The sequence below is a fragment of the Lentzea albida genome (assembly GCF_900111005.1).
In the GTDB taxonomy this organism is placed as follows: Bacteria; Actinomycetota; Actinomycetes; order Mycobacteriales; family Pseudonocardiaceae; genus Lentzea; species Lentzea albida.
Window position 1 is genome coordinate 234,182 of the sequence record NZ_FOFV01000013.1, and the last position, 19,614, is coordinate 253,795.

General features: G+C 70.7%; 14 protein-coding genes. 7 read left to right on the forward strand and 7 right to left on the reverse strand.

What is annotated here, in order from left to right:
- The first annotated feature begins 36 nt into the window (after window positions 1-36).
- Window positions 37-3,774, forward strand: coding sequence for a Pls/PosA family non-ribosomal peptide synthetase (locus BMY74_RS29405; RefSeq protein ID WP_089921730.1), 3,738 nt, complete (start codon window positions 37-39; stop codon window positions 3,772-3,774).
- Window positions 3,775-3,845: 71 nt separating this feature from the next.
- Window positions 3,846-4,970 (forward strand): M1 family metallopeptidase, encoded by a 1,125-nt coding sequence (locus BMY74_RS29410; RefSeq protein ID WP_245786425.1) that lies wholly within the window; start codon window positions 3,846-3,848, stop codon window positions 4,968-4,970.
- Here the strand turns inward: BMY74_RS29410 and BMY74_RS29415 are convergent.
- Genes BMY74_RS29415 through BMY74_RS29430 form a run of 4 tightly spaced genes read right to left on the reverse strand, consistent with a single transcriptional unit; the run spans window position 4,948 to window position 8,744 of the window.
- Window positions 4,948-5,592 (reverse strand): NUDIX hydrolase, encoded by a 645-nt coding sequence (locus BMY74_RS29415; RefSeq protein WP_089921731.1) that lies wholly within the window; start codon window positions 5,590-5,592, stop codon window positions 4,948-4,950. The two genes, BMY74_RS29410 and BMY74_RS29415, sit on opposite strands and share 23 nt — an antisense overlap.
- Window positions 5,543-6,757, reverse strand: a complete 1,215-nt coding sequence (locus BMY74_RS29420; RefSeq protein WP_089921732.1) for an adenylosuccinate synthetase — start codon at window positions 6,755-6,757, stop codon at window positions 5,543-5,545. The genes BMY74_RS29415 and BMY74_RS29420 overlap by 50 nt, the downstream gene beginning before the upstream one ends.
- Window positions 6,757-7,737 carry a hypothetical protein gene (locus tag BMY74_RS29425; RefSeq protein WP_089921733.1) on the reverse strand — a complete coding sequence of 327 codons (981 nt, stop codon included), beginning with the start codon at window positions 7,735-7,737 and terminating at the stop codon, window positions 6,757-6,759. Before BMY74_RS29425 ends, BMY74_RS29420 begins: the two co-directional genes overlap by 1 nt.
- A 2-nt stretch (window positions 7,738-7,739) precedes the next feature.
- Window positions 7,740-8,744 carry a protein kinase family protein gene (locus BMY74_RS29430; protein WP_089921734.1) on the reverse strand — a complete coding sequence of 335 codons (1,005 nt, stop codon included), beginning with the start codon at window positions 8,742-8,744 and terminating at the stop codon, window positions 7,740-7,742.
- 147 nt (window positions 8,745-8,891) lie between these two features.
- On the opposite strand from BMY74_RS29430, the gene BMY74_RS29435 reads away from it, so the two are divergent.
- A complete protein-coding gene (locus BMY74_RS29435) occupies window positions 8,892-9,974 on the forward strand; it encodes a mechanosensitive ion channel family protein (protein ID WP_245786426.1) in 1,083 nt (360 codons plus the stop codon).
- Window positions 9,975-10,195: 221 nt separating this feature from the next.
- On the forward strand, window positions 10,196-10,399 hold the full coding sequence (locus BMY74_RS29440) for a hypothetical protein (RefSeq protein ID WP_143091743.1): 204 nt from the start codon (window positions 10,196-10,198) through the stop codon (window positions 10,397-10,399).
- Window positions 10,400-10,470: 71 nt separating this feature from the next.
- Here the strand turns inward: BMY74_RS29440 and BMY74_RS29445 are convergent, their stop codons facing one another.
- Both BMY74_RS29445 and BMY74_RS29450 read right to left on the reverse strand, forming a co-directional pair.
- On the reverse strand, window positions 10,471-13,707 hold the full coding sequence (locus tag BMY74_RS29445; RefSeq protein WP_089921736.1) for a S8 family serine peptidase: 3,237 nt from the start codon (window positions 13,705-13,707) through the stop codon (window positions 10,471-10,473).
- Window positions 13,708-13,957: 250 nt separating this feature from the next.
- A complete protein-coding gene (locus tag BMY74_RS29450) occupies window positions 13,958-14,500 on the reverse strand; it encodes a hypothetical protein (RefSeq protein WP_089921737.1) in 543 nt (180 codons plus the stop codon).
- A gap of 43 nt (window positions 14,501-14,543) precedes the next feature.
- Here BMY74_RS29450 and BMY74_RS29455 point away from each other — a divergent pair, with 43 nt between their 5' ends.
- Both BMY74_RS29455 and BMY74_RS29460 read left to right on the forward strand, forming a co-directional pair.
- Window positions 14,544-16,382, forward strand: a complete 1,839-nt coding sequence (locus BMY74_RS29455) for a tetratricopeptide repeat protein (RefSeq protein WP_143091744.1) — start codon at window positions 14,544-14,546, stop codon at window positions 16,380-16,382.
- 27 nt (window positions 16,383-16,409) lie between these two features.
- On the forward strand, window positions 16,410-17,096 hold the full coding sequence (locus BMY74_RS29460; protein WP_089921739.1) for a hypothetical protein: 687 nt from the start codon (window positions 16,410-16,412) through the stop codon (window positions 17,094-17,096).
- Here the strand turns inward: BMY74_RS29460 and BMY74_RS29465 are convergent.
- A complete protein-coding gene (locus BMY74_RS29465; protein ID WP_245786427.1) occupies window positions 17,080-17,523 on the reverse strand; it encodes a DUF6098 family protein in 444 nt (147 codons plus the stop codon). The two genes, BMY74_RS29460 and BMY74_RS29465, sit on opposite strands and share 17 nt — an antisense overlap.
- A gap of 382 nt (window positions 17,524-17,905) precedes the next feature.
- On the opposite strand from BMY74_RS29465, the gene BMY74_RS29470 reads away from it, so the two are divergent.
- Entirely contained in the window at window positions 17,906-19,561 is a 1,656-nt protein-coding gene (locus BMY74_RS29470; protein WP_089921741.1) for an FAD-binding dehydrogenase, read from the forward strand.
- Window positions 19,562-19,614 lie beyond the last annotated feature (53 nt).

Below are 19,614 nucleotides of genomic sequence, written 5' to 3' on the forward strand. Positions count from 1 at the left end.
GTGACGATCGCGGCTGAACCCGTTGTCCTCCCATCGATGTTCACCGCAGGCGAGGCGCCTTCACCGCGCACCCTCCTGGACATCCTGCGCGCGAGTGCCGAGACGCACCCGAACGCGCTGGCCGTCGACGACGGCACCACCGCGCTGACGTACCGCGCACTGATCACGGAAGTACTGGAACTCAAGGACAAGCTCGCCGCCGAAGGTGTCGGGATCGGCGACCGGGTCGGCATCCGCGTGCCGTCCGGGACGGTCGACCTCTACGTCTCGATCCTGGCGACCCTCGCGGCCGGCGCGGCCTACGTGCCCGTCGACTTCGAAGATCCGGACGAGCGCGCCGAGCTCGTTTTCGGTGAGGCACAGGTGGGTGCCGTGCTGGGCGAGGGCCGATCCCTTGTGCGGCACGGCTCCACGCTCGGCGTCACCGGAGAACCCGGGCTGGACGACGACGCGTGGATCATCTTCACGTCCGGTTCGACCGGCAAGCCCAAGGGCGTCGCCGTGACGCACCGCAGCGCCGCCGCGTTCGTCGACGCCGAAGCGCGGCTGTTCCTGCAGGATGAGCCGATCGGGCCCGACGACCGCGTGCTCGCGGGTCTCTCGGTCGCGTTCGACGCCTCCTGCGAGGAGATGTGGCTCGCGTGGCGCTACGGCGCCTGCCTGGTGCCCGCGCCGCGGTCGCTGGTGCGCACCGGCATGGATTTGGGGCCGTGGCTGGTCGAGCAGGAGATCACCGTCGTCTCCACGGTGCCCACGCTGGCCGCGCTGTGGCCCGTCGAGGCACTGGACGACGTGCGGCTGCTGATCTTCGGCGGCGAGGCCTGCCCTCCCGAACTGGCCGAGCGGCTCGCCGTCCCCGGCCGCGAGGTCTGGAACACCTACGGGCCGACGGAGGCCACCGTCGTCGCCTGCGCCGCGCAGATGACCGGCCAGGGCCCCGTGCGCATCGGACTGCCGCTCGACGGCTGGGACCTCGTCGTGGTGGACGCCCAGGGCGAGGTCGTGCCCATGGGCGAGTCCGGCGAACTGGTCATCGGCGGCGTCGGCCTGGCGCGCTACCTCGACGCCGAGAAGGACGCGCAGAAGTACGCGCCGCTGCCCTCGATGGGCTGGGACCGCGCGTACCGCAGCGGTGACGTGGTCCGCGCCGAGCCGGAAGGCCTCGTCTTCCTCGGGCGCGCGGACGAGCAGATCAAGCTCGGCGGCCGCCGCATCGAGCTCGGCGAGGTCGACGCGGCGCTCGGCGCGCTGTCCGGTGTCGCCGGAGCCGCCGCGGCCGTGCGCACGACTCGCGGCGGCAACCAGATCCTCGTCGGCTACGTCGTCGCGGACGGCGAGTTCGACCAGGACGCGGCCGTCGAGCAGCTGCGCACCGAACTGCCGGCCGCCCTCGTCCCGTTGATCGCGGTGGTCGAGACGCTGCCGACGCGCACGTCCGGCAAGGTCGACCGCGCCGCCCTGCCGTGGCCGCTCGAGTCGATGGACACCGCCGGTGTGGTGTTCAGCGGGCTCGAGGGCTGGCTCGCGGAGCGGTGGGCCGAGGTGCTCGGCTCCGGCCCTGCCTCCGAGGACGCGAACTTCTTCGCGTCCGGCGGCAGCTCGCTCGGCGCCGCGCAGCTCGTGTCGATGATCCGCGCGCGCTACCCGAGCACGTCGGTGCAGGACATCTATCAGAACCCCACGCTCTACAAGCTCGCGCGCAGGCTGGAGTCGTACGGCGAGACGGCCGAGGTGCGCGAGGTCGCGCCGACGCCGCGCTGGACCGGTGTCGTCCAGACGCTGCTGATGGTCCCGCTGCTCACGGTCGCCGGCGCGCGCTGGGTCGTGGCACTGACCGCGCTCTCGAACGTGCTGGGCTGGACGTCGGTGTCCTGGTGGTGGGTCGCGGCCGGGTTCGTCCTGTTCCTCAGCCCCGCCGGGCGTCTCGCGATCTCCGCGGGCGGCGCGCGATTGCTGCTGCGCGGCGTGAAGCCGGGCACGTACCCGCGCGGCGGTTCCGTCCACTTGCGACTGTGGACCGCCGAGGTGCTGGCGCAGATGTCCCGCGCCACCGAGCTTTCCGGTTCCTGGGTCACGCACTACGCGCGGGCGCTGGGCGCGAAGATCGGCGAAGGCGCCGACCTGCACTCGTTGCCGCCCGTCACGGGCATGCTCAAGGTCGGGCGCGGCGCCGCCGTCGAGCCCGAGGTCGACCTGTCCGGCTGGTGGATCGACGGCGACAGGCTGCGCATCGGCCGCGTCCGGATCGGCGCGGGCGCGACCGTCGGTGCCCGCAGCACGCTGTTCCCCGGCGCGCGGATCGGCAAGAAGGCCGAGGTGGCGCCCGGTTCGGGCGTGCGCGGCTCGGTGCCGACCGGTCAGCGCTGGGCGGGCGTCCCGGCGATCCGCGAGGGCAAGGCCGCGCGGTCGTTCCCGTCGCGCCGCCCGGAGCGCTCGCGCCTCTGGAACCTCATGTACGGCCTCTCGTCCGGCCTGCTGGCCGCACTGCCACTGCTGGCGGCCGCTCCTGCCCTGCTGTACGTGCTGCGCCGCCCCGTGACGCTGACGTCGGCGCTGTGGGACGTCCCGGTCGCCTCCGCGATCTGGTTCGGCTCGTACGCGCTGATCGTGCTGGTCGCCGTGCGCCTGCTGGGCATCGGCATGCGCGAGGGGTACTACCCCGTGCACAGCCGCGTGGCCTGGGCCGCGTGGACGACCGAGCGGTTGATGAACAACGCGCGCTCGGCTCTGTTCCCGCTGTACGCGTCGCTGTTCACGCCCGTGTGGCTGCGTCTGCTGGGCATGAAGGTCGGCCGCGGCGTCGAGGCGTCCACGGTGGTCGCGCTGCCGAAGATGACCAGGGTGGGCGACGGCGCGTTCCTGGCCGACGACACGATGGTCGCGTCCTACGAGCTCGGCGGCGGCTGGCTGCGCATCGCCACCGCGCGCGTCGGCAAGCGGGCGTTCCTGGGCAACTCGGGCATGACCGCGCCCGGTCGCGCGGTGCCGAAGGGCGGGCTCGTGGGCGTGCTGTCGGCGGCGCCGAAGCGGGCCAAGGCCGGGTCGTCGTACCTCGGCATGCCGCCGATGAAGCTGCCGCGCGCCGCCGAGGTCTCGGACCAGTCGCGCACGTTCGACCCGCCGAAGCACCTGATGTGGGCGCGGGCGCTGGTCGAGCTGTGCCGGTTCGTGCCGGTGATGCTGAACGTGGCTCTCGTCGTGGGCGTGCTGTTCGCGCTGAAGGAGTTCGGCCTCTGGGCCTCCGGCCTCGTGCTGCTGGGTGCCGGCGTGGCCGCGTGCCTGGTCGCCGTGGTCGCCAAGTGGACGCTCGTGGGCCGCTTCAAGACCCGCGAGTACCCGCTGTGGTCGGCGTTCGTGTGGCGCAACGAGCTGGCGGACACGTTCGTCGAGGTGCTCGCGGTGCCGTGGCTGATCGGGTTCTCCGGCGGCACGCCGATCATGAACCTGTGGCTGCGCTCGCTGGGCGCGTCCGTCGGCCGAGGGGTGTGGTGCGAGTCGTACTGGCTGCCCGAGGCCGACCTGGTGGAGCTCGGTGCCGGGGCGACCGTGAACCGGGGCTGTGTCGTGCAGACGCACCTGTTCCACGACCGGATCCTGCGGATGGACCGGGTGGAGCTGGGCGCCGGGTCCACTTTGGGCCCGCACGGCATCGTGCTGCCCGGCGCGTCCGTCGGCGACCACACGACGATCGGACCCGCCTCGCTGGTCATGCGCGGAGAGGATGTACCGTCGGGAACCCGTTGGCTGGGCAACCCGATCTCCGCGTGGACATGAGCTTCTCCGTACACCATTACGCGCTAGAGCTTGACTACAAGCCGCACTCCGCGCGCCTTTCGGGGCGCGCGGTGCTGCAGGCTTCCTGTCCTGCTCCCCTGACGTCGTTCTCGCTGTCCTTCGGACCGCTGCGGATCTCGAAGCTGCTGGTCAACGGCAGACCGGCCCGCTACGGGCACGCGGGCGGCGTGCTGAACGTCCGCGCCGCCGTGCGCGGCGCCTTCACCGTCGAGGTCCGGTACTCGGGCATCCCGAAGCCGATCTCGACGCCCGAGTGGGGCGACCTCGGCTGGGACGAGCTGACGGACGGTTCGATCGTGGCCTCGCAGCCCATCGGGGCGCCGTCGTGGTTCCCGTGCCTGGACGAACCGTCGTCCAAGGCCTCGTACCACCTGGAGGTCACCGCGCCCTCGCCGTACACCGTGGTGTGCAACGGGGTGCTGGTCGACGGCAAGGTCTCCGGCAGCACCACCCGGTGGACGTACTCGATGGCCGCGCCGATGGCGACCTACCTCGCGACCGTCCAGATCGGACAGTACGTCGAGGCGCTGCCCGGCGTCTGGGCGCCGTCGCGGCTCAAGCGCCTGGTGGCCCACGACTTCGGCCGGCAGAACGCGATGGTCGAGCTGTTCTCGTCGCTGTTCGGGCCGTACCCGTTCGCCAGGTACGCGGTCGTGGTGACCGACGACGCGCTCGACGTTCCCGTTGAGGCACAAGGGCTGTCGACGTTCGGCGCGAACCACGTGGACGGACGGCGCGGGTCGGAACGGCTGGTGGCGCACGAGCTGGCGCACCAGTGGTTCGGCAACTCGGTCGGGCTCGCCTCGTGGGAGCACATCTGGCTGAACGAGGGTTTCGCCAGCTATTCGGAGTGGTTGTGGTCCGAGGCGTCCGGCGGCCGGTCGGCCGACGCGTGTGCCGCGGCGGCACGGGACCTCCTGAGGCGCCTGCCGCAGGACATCGTGATCGGCCGGCCCACGCGATCGCAGTGGTTCGACGACCGCGTCTACAAGCGCGGGGCGTTGACCGTGCACGCGCTGCGCCGCGAGATGGGCGACGACTCGTTCTTCGCGCTGCTGCGGGAGTGGTGCGCGCGCAACCGGCACGGCGTCGTGACGACCGAGGACTTCATCGCACTGGCCGGGCACCGGGACCTGCTCGACCGCTGGTTGTTCAAGCCCGAACTGCCTCGCTAGACCACTTCCACACCAGCGGCGGACGGCCGCCCTTGGGCAGCGCCGACGCGTGCTCGGTGGTGCGTTCCAGGCCCGGCACGCGGTCCATCGTGCGGCCCAGGTTGGCCGGGTAGGGCCGGTCGCCGGTCAGCGACTCGGTGACGTCGAGCGCCTGCGCCGTCGTGAACTCGCGCCCGAGCAGGCCCGCCGTGAACGCCACGTCGCGCCAGAGCTTGTCCGCGAGCAACGGCCGGCAGTCGGCGACGATCCGGTCGTGGTCGAACGCCAGCGCGGGCACGTCGTCGAGCCGGTGCCAGACGGCCACGTCCCCGGACGGGCCCGTCACGGTGGCCCACAACGCGATCGACAGCGTCGGGCCGCGCGGGTCGCGCGACGGCTCGTCGAACGTGGCGAGCTGGCCCGTCGCCGTCACGGACTCCCCGGCGAGGCCCAGCTTGCCCGTGACGGCCCTGGTGGTCGCGTCGCGCAGCCGTTCGCCCCTGCCCAGCAGGACGCCGGGCAGCGCCAGCTCCCCCGCGAACGGCGCTTGCGCGCGCGGTGCGACCCCCACGAGCACCGTGCGCGCGTCCGGATCAAACCGGAGCGCTATGACGTCCACCGAGACCAACGTCGACTCGATCATGTGGTGGATTCTCCCGCACCTCGTAGTCGGCCCTGGCCGGCCCCGTGCCCGTGACGAGCACGTCCACGCCGAGCAGGTCCTCCAGGTAGGCGACGGGATCGGACAGGTCTTCCAGCGAATCGCCAGTGGCGACCTTCAGGCCTTGAGCGTCCAGGTGCGTCACCGCGAGGCCGTCGATACCCCCACAGCAATCGACGGAGTAGCGGAGCAGGTTCGCGTCCAGGTGCCCGGCTCGCCAGGCGCCCTGGAACTCCCCCGTGCCGTTGTGACGCTCCGGGAACCGCGCGAGCACGGCCGGGTCCTCCGTCGGCAGCGGGCCCGCGCCGTGCCGCGTCTGGTAGGTCCTCGTCACGCCGATCACCCTGGCCGGACGTCCCCGGAGCAGCTCACGGGCGTTGCGCGGCACGACCGTCGACCACGTGGTGTGCGGGTGGAAGCCGTGCGTCTCGTCCAGGAGAACGCCCTGGGCGCCCTCGAAGACGACTCGGCCCGCGTCGAGCAGCCCTTCGTGGCCCGAGGTGATCCGCACGGCGTCGGCGAACGCGCGGTAGAGCCCGACCAGTTCGTCGATGCTCGGGCCTCCGCCGATCAACGGCTCGTAGAACCGGGCGAGCGCGTCGAGCCTGCGCCGCAACGTGATCGGGTTCAGGCAGTCGCCCACCGTCGGGGCGGGGCCCGGCTCGCCGAGCACCCGCTGCCCCTCCACCACGTCCCCCTCGACGGCCCCGGCGAGCAGGCCGTACCAGACGGTCTCGCCGATCCCCTTCCCGCACGACCCGTGCCGGTCGTCGCCCCTGGCCCTCTCCCTGGCCCGGTTGGCGGCGACGTGGAACGGCGTCGTGAGCAGCGCCCGGGCGTCGATCGACATCAACGACAGCGGGTCCGCGACGCCGATGGCCTCCAGCTCGCGCGACTCGGTCGCCAGCGCGATCGGTTCGACCAGCACGAACCGCGACAGCCAGGTCGGCACGCCCGCGAGCGTGCCCGACCCGAACTGGCTGAAGGTGTGGTGCCGGCCGTCGACGACCACGTTGTGCGCGGCCTGCGCTCCCCCGTTGAAGCGCACGACGGCCGACACCGACCCGTCCGCGCACAACGCGTCGACGGTGGCGCCCTTGCCCTCGTCGCCGAACCCCAGCCCGACGACGATCACGTGGTCGTTCATCAGCTCAGCGCCACGTCGTCGGGACCGTCGATGCCGAGCGGGGCCGCCACGACCGCGCGCTTGCCGCCGCCGACGGCGACCAGCGCCTTGCCGACGGCCTTGCTCTCGGCGACCGAGCCGATCTCGGCGAGGTCCACGAGGGCCTGGTCGAGGTCGACCACCTGCTCCTCCATGCCGATCGTCGCGGCGATCAGCTCGCACACGGCGCCGGGGTCGTCGAGCTTGAGGAAGTTCTGCCCGAGGATCGCCCGCCAGTGCTCACCGATGGCGTCGTCGTTGAAGTACGACGACTGGTTGGGGAGGATGAAGTAGACGTTCCACTTGCGCGCCAGCTCGCGGTAGACCGACACGGGGTCGATGTCCTGGTGGACGTCGTCGCCGATGATCCGCCGGATGTGCTTCGCCTCCAGGCGCGGCTTGTTCAGCTCGTCACCGATGATGAACAGGTAGCCCTTGCGGCCGCGCTTCTGCCACGCGTCGGTGACGACGTGCCGCGCGACGAAGTACGCGGCCAGCTCGTACGACTCGCTCTTCTGCCCGCCGCCGTTGCCCTCGAGGAAGATGTCGCGCAGCTGCTCGTCCATGCGGTTGTCCGACTCGAACTGGCCGACCTGCAACGGCACGCGGTCGCTGTCCGCGTCCCCGATCCCGCCGAACATCAGCTGCGGGTCGGCGAGGTATCCCTTGCGCTGCAACAGTCCGTGCAACTTGCCGAGCTTGCCCTGCATGATCCGCGGCACCGCGCCCATCGACCCGGTGACGTCGAACAGCACGGCGATCGGTGTCGAGTCGGCGTGGTCGGGCGAGTCGCGGCACTCGCGGTGGGCGACCTTGAACGGGTCCAGCGCGGGCGCGGCCTTCCAGCTCGACGCGGGCTGCGACCTGATCGAGGCGGTGTAGCCGAAGTCGGCGATCCCCTTGGCCGCGCGGAAGGTCTTGGCCGCGGCGTACGCGTTGTCGTCCCACTTGCCGTGTCCCATGGTCATTCTCCTTGTGTCGGAAGGGCGAACGGGCGGAAGACCCGTGGGCCGTAGAGTTCTTCGAGCAGTTCGTCGTACTCGTCGAGCAGGTCCCGCGCGTCCGGTCGGCGCGACGGCCGGTCCTGCATGCAGCCCTTTGCGAAGGCTTGCTGCCGATCTTCGTCGTGCGCCAGCGTTTCCAGCATCAGCGCGTGTGCCATGTGGACGTCCGTCGCGGCCGTGACCGGTTCCTGCGCCGCGACCTCCGGCGGGTAGGCGATGGCCTTGCTGGTGGCGAGGAGCCGTTGGCCCTCCTCCACGGCGAAGGACCAGCCGGCCAGCACGATGCCGTGCTGTTCCGGGTGCACCAGGACGTTCTCGGCGGTGACGGCCCCGTGCACCAGCCCGATCTGGTGCGCTCCGGCCAACGCCTTGAGCAACCTGCGGTGCATCCACGCGTAGTCGCGGCCATCGAGCCCTCGCGGGTACGCGTCCTGCACGTCTTTCAACGTCACGAAGCCGTCTTTGAGCGGGTCCAGGACCGTGAAGGCCCTGCTGCCCTTGGCCACGTCACCGGAGGTGTCGAGCAGCCGCGGGTAGAACGGTCGCAGCCACTGGTTGCGGTCGGTGAAGCGTTCGAGCCTGCGCAACGCCTGCCATTCGCCGTGCAGCAACGGGTTGAGCGCCGGGTTGCGCACCACCTTGACCACGTGCGGGCCGTCGGACTCGTAGAGGTTGGCGATGCTGCCGACCGCGAACGGCTCGCCGATGCGGTAGACGCCGGTCCTCGTGCGCAGCTCGACGGTCGTGCTGTGCGTCCACTCGTGGTGCAGGCGGGTCAGGACCGCCGACGCCGCGTGCGCCCTGGTGTCGCCCGGTCCGACCACGTCGGGGTGCAGGACCGAGGCCAGTGCGCGGTACAGGCGCTTCGCCTGCCTGCGCTTGTCCGGGTCGGTGGTGCGCGGCCCGAACAGGGCTTCGGCCGAGCCGGCCCGCTCCACCAGTTCCAGCGCCTCCGTTGTGGTCATGGTTTGAGTTTTACAAACTCAAACCCTGAACGCAAGCATGTTCTGGTCTGTGTGACTCAAACCGCTCGGGCCGGCTGCCGTGAGTTGGCTCATGGTGTTCACCCGTTCGGACGTCGGGTACCCGATCCCGACACGGGAGGAGGAAACGTGCTGTTCGTCGTCATGGGCTGCTCCGTGGCCTTCGCACTGCTCGTGGTGGAGGTGGTCCACCGGCTGGTCCGCCGCTTCACCCACAGCGGGAGGATGTACCGGCCGGGCCAGGTGTTCGGAGCGCTCCTGGCCGCCCAGATAAGCCTCAGCGTGTACCCGGTGGACGCGCCGGTCGTGCTGCACGTGCTGGGCATCGCGCTGATCCTGGCCGGGGCGTGGCTGCTGTCGGCGCTGATCAGCACCCTTGTGGACATATCGCTGTCGCGGATCCGCACGGACGTCACGGACAACCGGCACGCGCGGCGGGTGCACACGCAGGTCACGCTGGTGCGGCGGCTGGTCCTGGTGGTCATCGGTGTGCTGGCGGTCGGCGCGATCCTGATGACGTTCCCCGGTGCGCGCGCCGTCGGGTCGACGGTGCTGGCGTCGGCCGCGGTGATCGGCGCGGTGGCGGCGTTCTCGGCGCAGTCGTTGCTGGGCAACCTGATCTCGGGGCTGCAGATCGCGTTCAGCGACGCGGTGCGGCTCGACGACGTGGTCGTCGTCGAAGGAGAGTGGGGGCGGGTCGAGGACATCACGCTGACGTACGTGGTGCTGCACCTGTGGGACGACCGGCGGCTGGTGCTGCCGACGTCGTACTTCCTGAAGACGCCGTTCGAGAACTGGACGCGCACGCAGTCGGCGTTGCTCGGGACCGTCGAGCTCGATCTCGACTGGACGGTGCCGGTCGAGGCGATGCGGCAGGAGATGCGGTCCATGCTGGAGGGCAGCGACCTGTGGGACGGGCGGGTGTCCGTGTTGCAGGTGACTCAGGCGACGCAGGGGTTCGTGCGGGTGCGTGCGCTCGTGAGCGCGGCCGACGCCGGCAAGTTGTGGGACCTGCGCTGCCTCACGCGGGAGCACCTCGTCGACTGGGTGCACCGGCGGCACGCCGGTTCGTTGCCGCAGGTGCGGACGCGGGCGGTCACCGGGGTCAACAAGGCGCAACCGACCTCTGACCAGCACACGGACGCTCGGGTGTTCGGGGAGAGCGCGGACGGCGCACTGCGCGAGCAAGCGTTTGCGGGGCCCAAGCAGTAGGGCGCGGGGAAAGTCGGTGCAACCGCCCGCGCGGCCCGCTCCGTCCTCCCACCATGAGAAGACCGCTCGCCGTCGCGTTTTGCGCGCTGGCTCTCGGTAGCTGTGGTACGAACGGGTCCCCAGCCGTGCCCAACGCGGAGGTCCCCGTCGTGTCATCGGCGAAACCGGACAGGAACCGGATCGAGCAGGCGAAGCGCGACGGCCACCTCACAGTGCCACTCATGATCTCCGTGCAGCCGGGACGCGACGAGGAGGTCGAGCGGGCACTGGCGGTGCTGGGCGCGACCGTCGAGTCGCGGGATCCCAGAATCGGCTACCTGCGCGCCGAGATGCCGGTCGACAGGGTGGAAGACGCGTATCTGATCACGGGTGTGTCCAAGGTGGACTTGGACGAGCCCCTGAACAACAGGCTGCCAGAACCGTAGAAAGCCCCAGGACGTCGTGGGTCCTGGGGCTTTCTGCGCACTAGCGGGTACTACCGGGTGGTGCCGAACGACTAGCTGACCGCCTGGACGATCACCGCGCCGGTACCGACGACGGTGTTGTCGGCCGTGCGGACCTCGAGCTCACCGCGCAGCACGCGGCCGGCACCGGGCTGGCCCAGCGGCGTGATGACGCCCGTCGCGTTCCACGTCGCACCGGCGGCGCGGTCGGCGTTGGTGTCGGTCACGGTGAGCGTGCCGAGACCGGCCGAGGTGAAGACGTCGAAGTAGTCGTACTCCGTGGTGCCCGCGGGCACCGCGTAGCCGTCCACCAGGGCGACCCAGTTGCCCGCGGCCGGGTTGGTGATGGTCACGGACTCCTCGGAGTCCGCGTCCGCCGACTGACCGGCGAGCACGCAGCTGCCCGACGTGCAGTTGTAGACCAGCAGGTCGAGGTCGGCGCCCTGGTCGGCGGGGTTGCCGATCGTGACGGTGAGCCTCGTCGAGCCGGGCGCGACGGTGATCGGGTACTGCTGCTGCGCGAGGTTCGCGATGCTCGGGCGGGCCGTCTTGGCGCTGCCGACCGCACCCGCCGCGAGCCGGCCGTTGAAGCTGGCCTGCGTGTTCGTGACGGTGTAGGCGCGCTCGACCGGGGCACCCAGCGCCGCGGACGGGATGACGTCCGGGTTCGGGCTGATGGTCGTGCCGAGCACCGACGCGGTCACCGAGTACGGCGCCTCGGCGGCGTCGGAGGTGCGACGGGCCTCGATCACGATCTCCCACACACCGGCCATCGGGCTGGCCACCGTGCGGCTGGTCGGCGAGCCACCGGCACAACCGGCACCCGCGTCGGGGTTGTAGCAGTTGGTCGACGAGTTGACGTCGAAGCCGACGCCCTGCGGGGTGTAGCGCAGGAAGCGGACCTGGCCCTTGCCGGCCTCGGCGCCGCCGCCGGTCAGGTCGACCTTCAGGGCGGTCGTGCCCTTGGGCACGTTCACGAAGAGGCTGGTCGACTGGTTGCGCGCGATCTTGCCGGACTTCGTGACCGAGAACTTGTTGGCGGCGCTGAAGTTCTCCGCCGCGAACACGGTGTTCAGGGTCTGCACGTCGACGCCGGGCGTCTCCGGGTTGTCGAGCTGCAGGACGGCGCTGTGCGCACCCGAGGTCTTCGCCTTGACCTTGACCGGGAACTGGACCGGCGTGTTCAGCGGCAGCTTGACCTTCTTGGCCGCGGAGAACGTGCCGTCGTTGCCCTTCCAGGACACGTTGTAGGTCTCGTCCTGGTGACCCGTGGTGCGGGTCAGCGTGTAGGTGCGGGTGTACTCCTGGCCCGCCGCCACGCCTTCGCGGTCGTGGATGCCGACACCGACGCCCGGGGTGGCCAGCAGGCCGGCGAGGACGGTGTTGACCGGGACGGACGTGGTGACCTGGTCCGGCACGGCGTGCTTGTCCAGCAGCTTCCACGCGGCGTTGGTGTTGAACAGACCCGCGCCCTGCTCGTAGGCACCGAGGCTGTCGACGTAGTTCGCGCTGCGCTGGATCGCGTAGCGCAGCTCGGCGCTGGTCGGGCGCTGGCCGTTGTGCGTGGCCTTGTACGCGCTCACGAGCAGCGCGGCGGCACCGGTCGCCTGCGGGGCGGCCATCGACGTGCCGTTGAACTGCGAGTAGCCGGGCGGGAGGGCGTAGGTGCCCGCCACCGGGCCACCGTTCTGCCAGCGCGGCGTGGTGGAGATCGCCGAGCCGGGCGCGACGATGTTCGGCTTGAAGCCGCCGTCCTCACGCGGGCCGCGCGACGAGAAGCCGTGCAGGTTCTGCTTCTGCGCGGTCTTCGAGCCGTAGTTGGAGAGCCAGGTCTCCTTGGTGATGTACGAGCCGACGCTCACCGCGTCCGTGGCGACCGACGGGTCGCCGACGGTGTTGGCGCCCGCGCCCGAGTTGCCCGCCGAGATGAACAGCTGGACGTTGTACTCGTTGATCGTGCGGTTGTAGAGCTCGGCACGGGCGTTGTTGCCGTCGTTGAGGGCCGGAAGGCCACCGATGGAGATGTTCACGACGTCGGCGCCGTTGCGCGCGGCGTAGAGGACACCGTCGATGAGACCGGAGCTCGTGCAGGACGGCGTGGTGAGGCAGGCCTTGATGGCGATGAGCTTCGCGCCCGGCGCGGCACCGGCCATCTTGCCGTCGAACATCTTGTGGGCGGCGGTGATGCCGGCGACGTGCGTGCCGTGCGCCGCGCCCGAGATGCCCAGGTTGACGTACGGCGTGCCCGCGTTGTCGTAGATCGAGCGGTCGGTCTGCACGACGAACGCGACGCGGTCGACGACGGCGGTCGCGGGGTTGTCGGTGCCGAAGAAGCCGACGTCCTGCTTGACCTTGTAGTCGATCATGCGCTTGTTGTTGGTGAAGTCGCCGTCACCGTCGGTGTCGACGAAGACTTCCTTCGTCGTGATGTCCTGGATGACACCGAACGAGTCCGTGCGGTCGCCGTCGCGGTTGATGTCGCCGCCGGTCTCGCTGTTGGAGAGGTTCAGGTCGCCCGCGGTCTCGCTGAAGAGACCGAACGAGTAGGGACCACCGGTGGCGGGCGCCTTGTAGGTCTTGCCGCCCTCGACGAACGTGCCGGTGCGGCCGGTCTTGGTCATGGTGACCCAGGTGCCGTCGCCGGAGTTCGTGGCGTTCGCGTTGTACCAGTCGATGATCTTGCGCTCACCGGTGCTGGTCGTCTGCAGGGCCGGCGTGTCGAGGTCGATGCCGGAGTCGATCACCGCGATGGTGGTGCCGCGGCCGTCCCACTTCGGGTGCGCGGTGGCGAACTGCGCCGCCTGCGTGTCCTGCGTCGGCATGTACGGGTTCGTGCGCGGCGTCTTCGCGTCCGGCGCCTTCTGCGGGGCCGGGTTCTCCATGCCCTCGGGGCGCGGGTTGTCGAGGGCGACGAGCCCGTCGACGTCCACGGTGCTGACCGAGGCCAGCTTGGCGGCCTTCTCCGCGTTCTCGCGCGGGATGGTCACCTTGACGTAGTCGACGTCCTTCTCGGTCTTCTGGACCGTGGCGCCGAGCGCCTTGAGGTCGTTGACCGCGGCGTCGGTCTTGCCGTCCTCGGCGGCGACCAGCAGGTCGACGGTCGGCTTGCCCTCCTGGGCGGCCTTCTCGACGAGCGCGCGGTCCTGCTTGTCCAGCTGCTTGTCAGCGGCCGGCTGCTGTTGCTGAGATGCGTTCTGCGCGATGGCAGGGGTGGCGGCGAAGCCGAACCCGGTAGTGCCCAGCACCGCGGTCAGCAAGACCGTGCCGGTGCGGCGTCTCCAGTTCTTCACGGCGCATGTGCCCTTCGTGGGGTAAAGAGTGCTCCGAAGCACATCTCTTCGCCTCGCGAGGGGCAATCGTCGGAACAGAGCAATTGTTGGTTCCACATTGGACTGTTCAGAGGCTTGAAAGGGCGCACTTTTAGTGCTGCGCGTTTCATTTACGCCGTGGAACGAGCAACCTCCCTCCAGTCAAGAGCTGATGGAGGGGAATGTCAAGGCTGTGTCAACGGTGAACGTCGTTGCCGTGTAACGAATCCCGTCACCGAGCGATGGACCGGTCGCCATTTCCGCCCATTAGCTCGCGCAATCTCGCGCGCAGCCGTCCGACGATCCCCTGCGGCGGCGCGAGCGCTTTGGGCTGGGTTCCGCACACCGAGCAGGTTTTGCGGTGCTTCGCGAGCGCCTGCTCGAGTTCCGTCACCTGCTGCGCGGTCCGCCGCGGCACGAAGTCCTTTTTGATCGAGAGCAGGCTCAGCTCCGTCAGCACGTGCGTTCCGCGCCGCAACTGCGCCGCCGGCGTGATCGTGTGGAACAGCACCAGGTTCCGGCTGCGCTTCGGTTCGAACCCCTGGACGTCGCACCACTCGACGGTCGTCTGGTGGTCGAGCCCGTGCGACGTGAGGCCCTCGGCCGTGAGCTTCGTGCCGAGGTTGAAGGTCCGCCACGCGACCGTCGCGCCCATGAGGAACCACAGGCCGCCGAAGAGGTACGCGTACCAGGGGCCGTCCTTGGCCGCGAGCGGACCGATAGCGGCCACGGCGATGCCGAGGCCGAACAGAACCCATCTCCACCTGGTGTGCATGTCTCCCTCCTGTGTACCCGATTCGGGCGCTTAGCATTGTTCGGTGCCGAATCACGGCGGCGGGGTGCCGCTGAACCCGGAGTTCCGCGGTCTGCCCGCCGTGCCTCCCGAGCGCGACGACCAGGTGGTCACCGGGTTGCTCCCGCACGAGCCGCTCACCTTCCAGACGCCTGAGGGCCTCGATTCGTTGAACGAGCCCGTGTGCGTCGTGACCGGGCAGCGCGGAGTCGGCAAGACGCAGCTGGCGGCGGCCTACGCGCGGCAGCGGGTGCACGACGGGTGGCTGGTGGCGTGGATCGGCGCCGAAACCGCGGGGCAGCTCGCCGCCGGGTTGGTCGAGCTGGCCGACCGGCTGGGCCTGTACCGGCCCGAGGACGGCACCGAGATCACCCTGGCGAGAGTGCGCAACCACCTGCGGACGCGATCCGGACGCGCTCTGCTGGTGTTCGACAACGTGGTGTCGCTGGACGCGGTGCGGCCGCACCTGCCGTCCGTGAGCACGTGCCAGGTGGTGATCACCACCACCGCGCGCGGGTCGCAGCTCGGGCGTGACGTCCCGGTCGAGGTGTTCACGCCCGAAGTCGCGGCGCGCTTCCTGCGTCACGCCACGGGTCTCGACGGTGACGCCACCGAACTGGCCGCGGAACTCGGTCACCTGCCGCTGGCCCTCGCGCAGGCGGCGGCGCGCATCAAAAGGGCCCGCTGGGACTACGCGAGGTACCTGGAGAGGTTCCGGGAGTTCCCGGCGGCGGAGCACCTGGTCCGGCGCGACGGCGACCCGTACCCGATCGGCGCCGCCACCGCGATCCTGATGGCGCTGGAACCGTTCCGGGACAGCGAACTCGTGCGGGTCCTGTCCGTGCTGTCACCGGACGGCGTGCCGAGGGACCTGCTGGGCGACGACGACGAACTGCTGGACCTGCACGAGGCGTCGCTGGTGGAGTTCGCCGGTGACTCGTCGGTGCGCATGCACCGGCTGGTGCAGCGCGTGGTCCGCGACCAGGGCGACTGGGTGGCGCTCGCCGCCGGTCTGCTCCTGCACCGCGTGGACTTCGACGGCGACGAGCTCGTCCGACAGGTCGAGGCGCTGTGGGCCAACACCGACGAGCGGCAGATGTCCAAGAACGTGCTGCTCCTGCGGCTGTGGGAAGCGGGGCACCTGGGCAGCACCGCGCGCTTCGATGAGGCCGGTGTGATCGCGGAGGAGGTGTACGCCGAGGGGCTCGCACGGCTCGGCGACGACGAGGACTTCCTCCTCGCCGCCCGCCAGGTCGCCTCGGTGGTCGGGCAGGCGGACCTGCTGCCCCGGTTGCGGATCGACCTCGTCACCAGTCGTGAGGTGCACGGCACCGACCACCCGCTCGCGCTCGGCTCGGCGAGGGTCCTCGCCCAGCACAGCGTCAGGAAAGGCCGGGCGGAGGAGGCCGTGTCCGTGCTGGAACAGGCGCTGGAACCGTGGCGGGGCGAACCGGTCGAGGCCGAGCACTTCGGCGCGCTGGACGACCTCGGGGCCGCCTACACGCTCACAGGGCGCGCCGCGGAGGCGGTCGTCGTGCTGGAGCGGTCGCTCGACGTGAGACCGGAGGCGCTCTACACGCAGTCGCTGCTCAGCGACGCGTGCGGCGCACTCGGGCGGTTCGCCGACGCACGGCGGTTGTGCGAGGAGGTCTGGGACGCCTACCGGGGCACGGCCGGCCCCGGCCACCCCGCCACCCTGTTCGCCGCGGGCAAGCTCGGGTCGGCGCTGTTCCTCAACGGTGAGCCCGACCTGGCCCGGAGCCTGTTGCTCGTCGTGCGCGCCATCGGCACCGACCTGCTCGGACCGGACCACCTGGTCGTCACCGCGGCCGAGGGGGCTCTCCGGATCGTTCGGCAGGACTGAGGGCCGGTCAGGCGCTACCTTGCGCCCATGGACCTGAAGCCGGTCGCCGACGAGCTCTACGGGCTGCCCCCGAAGGACTTCACCGCGGCCCGCAACGCCGCCGCCAAGCAGGCCGGCGACAAGGACCTCGCGAAGGCCATCGCCGACCTCCGCAAGCCCACCGTGGGCGCCTGGGCCGTCAACAAGCTCGTCCGGGACGCCCCCGAGAGCCTGGAGGAGGCGCTGGGGCTCTCCACGGCGAAGCTGACCATGCGGGAGCTCGGCCGGCGGCGCAAGGAGCTCATGGAGGCCCTGGTCTACCGCACGCTGGAGCTGACGGGGCCGTTGGCGGACGACGCCGTCACGCAGGTCCGCAACACGCTGACGGCCGCGATGGCCGACCCCGAGTCCGCCGAGCAGGTGCGCGACGGGCACCTCACGAAGGCGCTCGAGTACTCCGGGTTCGGGTTCGCGCTGCCGGAGCCCGAACCCGCGCAGGACGGCGAGGACGCGCTCGCCCGCAAGCGGCGGGAGCGGGAGGAGCGCAAGCGGGCCGAGGCGCAGCAGGCGCTGGACGAGGCCGAGCAGGCCCTCGGGGAGGCGCAGGCGGACCAGCTGGCGGCGCAGCGGGCGTTCGACCGGGCCGCGGAGCGGCTGGAGGACGCCAAGCGGGTCACGTCCGGCGCGGAGAAGGCCCGCAAGGCGGCGGAACGCAAGCTCAACGACCTGAGCTAGACCGGTCCAGCGGCCCCCACTCGTCGGACTGCTGGGCGCCGACCAGCTCGACGCACTCCCGCAACGCCTCGTCGTCCACCCAGGCGAGTGGTTCCCGGCACCGGACCAGCGGCTCGTTGTCGGGACCGCGGCCCACCTCCTCGCCCCGCAGCACCCAGGCGCGGACGTCCGGGCCGCGCAGGTCGCGCAGGTGGCGGTAGTCGAACAGGCGGCGCGCCACCCACAGCTCGTGCGAGCGGTCGTCCCACCACGGCTCGATGCGCAGCGGGCTCGCCGACAGGCCCGGCAGCTCCACTCCGGTCAGCGAGTCGCGCGAGGTGGAGGCGGCGTCGGCGTCCGGGCCCTTGGACCAGCGCACGTAGACGTCGTCGCCGATGAGCCCCACCAGGTCGGCGAGGCTCGTGATGGTCGGCATCCGGGCTGTCACACGTGGTGAGCTACCCGAGCGAACCTGAAGGAAACCTGAAGGAATTGAGCCTGGTCACAGTGAAAGGCGACCGGAACACGACGGTCCGGTTGTACGTTCAACAAGTGGTTGGCCGCTCGCGCTGGAGCTGCACGCCGGGACTGTCTGACACCCCCAGGTCGGACCAGTCCTTCCGCAGGCGTCGCGTGCTCGCGCAGCGGTCGACCCGCCGTCGGCCGGCACTCCGGTAACCCCCCTCACCGGTAGTGGCGGTCGGCGGCACCCTCAGAGGCGGTGCTGGTCGTGGCGCTCGCAGAACGCGACCAGCTCCTCCGACGACCTCCCCAAAAGTGAAATTGACTCAGGTCTCGTGAGTGACCAGGGGTCGCTCTAGACTCACCCGATGGCACATGACGCGGATGTCATCGTCGTCGGCGCGGGCCTCGCAGGTCTCGTCGCGACCGCAGAACTCGCCGACGCGGGTCGCAAGGTCATCCTCCTCGACCAGGAGCCGGAGGCGTCGATCGGCGGCCAGGCGTGGTGGTCGTTCGGCGGGTTGTTCCTGGTCGACACCCCGGAGCAGCGCAGGCTTCGGGTCAAGGACTCGCACGACCTGGCGTTGCAGGACTGGATGGGCTCGGCCGCGTTCGACCGCGACGAGGACCACTGGCCCCGGTTGTGGGCACAGGCCTATGTGGACTTCGCCGCCGGCGAGAAGCGCTCCTGGTTGCACAACATGGGGGTGCGCTGGTTCCCGCTCGTGCAGTGGGCGGAGCGCGGCGGCTACCTGGCGGACGGGCACGGCAACTCGGTGCCGCGCTTCCACGTCACGTGGGGCACCGGGCCCGGCATCGTCGAGCCGTTCGAGCGCCGGGTCCGCGAGGGCGTGGCGAAGGGGCTCGTGACGCTGAAGTTCCGCCACAAGGTCACGGGCATCAACGTCACCAACGGCGTGTGCGACGGCGTGTCCGGCGAGGTGCTGGAGCCGTCCTCGGTCGCCCGCGCGGAACCGAGCTCGCGCACCGCCGTCGGTGAGTTCTCGCTGAGCGCCCAGGCCGTCGTCGTCACGTCCGGTGGCATCGGCGGGAACCACGACCTGGTGCGCAGGAACTGGCCCGAGCGGATGGGCACGCCGCCCAAGTTCATGCTCTCCGGCGTGCCGGACTTCGTGGACGGCTCGATGATGGAGATCACGCAGAAGGCCGGCGGCGCGATCATCAACGCCGACCGCATGTGGCACTACCCCGAGGGCATCGCGAACTACGCCCCGGTGTGGTCGCGGCACGGCATCCGCATCCTGCCCGGCCCGTCGCCGCTGTGGCTCGACGCGGACGGCAAGCGGCTGCCGATCCCGCTGTTCCCGGGCTTCGACGCGCTGGGTGCGTTGCAGCACATCACCACACACGGCCACGAGCACTCGTGGTTCGTGCTGAACAAGAGGATCATCGGCAAGGAGTTCGCGCTGTCGGGCTCCGAGCAGAACCCCGACCTGACGGGCAAGGACACCAGGGCCGTGCTCAAGCGCGCGCTTCCGGGTGCGGTCGCGCCGGTCGAGGCGTTCGCCCAGAAGTCCAAGGAGTTCATCCAGGCCGGCACGGTCGCGGACCTGGCCCGCGGCATGAACGCGCTGATCGGCGACAGCAGGATCGACGCGGCGGAGCTCGAGAAGACGATCGTCGAGCGCGACCGCCAGGTCACCGCGGGGCTGAGCAAGGACATGCAGATCAACGCGATCCGCCAGACCCGCAACTTCCTGACGGACAAGCTGATCCGCGTCGTCGAGCCGCACCGGCTGCTCGACCCGAAGGCCGGTCCGCTGATCGCGGTGCGGCTCTCGGTGATCACCCGCAAGACGCTGGGCGGTCTGCACACCGACCTGTCGTCGCGGGTGCTCGACACGTCCGGCGAGGTGCTGCCGGGCCTGTACGCCGCCGGTGAGGCCGCCGGGTTCGGCGGCGGTGGCGTGCACGGCTACCGGGCGCTCGAGGGCACGTTCCTCGGCGGCTGCCTGTTCTCCGGGCGGGTGGCCGGGCGTTCGGCGGCGGAGGCCGTCAAGTAGTTCTCGCGTGGTGGACGCGGGTTGACGGTCCCCGAGCTTGTGGCTGTGCTGGG

What these genes read in the sequence shown, in the direction of transcription:
- BMY74_RS29415 (WP_089921731.1), bottom strand. Translation starts at nt 5,592, where the DNA reads ATGATCGAGTCGACGTTGGTCTCGGTGGACGTCATAGCGCTCCGGTTT.
- BMY74_RS29425 (WP_089921733.1), bottom strand. Translation starts at nt 7,737, where the DNA reads ATGGGACACGGCAAGTGGGACGACAACGCGTACGCCGCGGCCAAGACC.
- BMY74_RS29430 (WP_089921734.1), bottom strand. Translation starts at nt 8,744, where the DNA reads ATGACCACAACGGAGGCGCTGGAACTGGTGGAGCGGGCCGGCTCGGCC.
- BMY74_RS29460 (WP_089921739.1), top strand. Translation starts at nt 16,410, where the DNA reads ATGGACCTGAAGCCGGTCGCCGACGAGCTCTACGGGCTGCCCCCGAAG.
- BMY74_RS29405 (WP_089921730.1), top strand. Translation starts at nt 37, where the DNA reads ATGTTCACCGCAGGCGAGGCGCCTTCACCGCGCACCCTCCTGGACATC.
- BMY74_RS29470 (WP_089921741.1), top strand. Translation starts at nt 17,906, where the DNA reads ATGGCACATGACGCGGATGTCATCGTCGTCGGCGCGGGCCTCGCAGGT.
- BMY74_RS29440 (WP_143091743.1), top strand. Translation starts at nt 10,196, where the DNA reads ATGATCTCCGTGCAGCCGGGACGCGACGAGGAGGTCGAGCGGGCACTG.
- BMY74_RS29450 (WP_089921737.1), bottom strand. Translation starts at nt 14,500, where the DNA reads ATGCACACCAGGTGGAGATGGGTTCTGTTCGGCCTCGGCATCGCCGTG.
- BMY74_RS29420 (WP_089921732.1), bottom strand. Translation starts at nt 6,757, where the DNA reads ATGAACGACCACGTGATCGTCGTCGGGCTGGGGTTCGGCGACGAGGGC.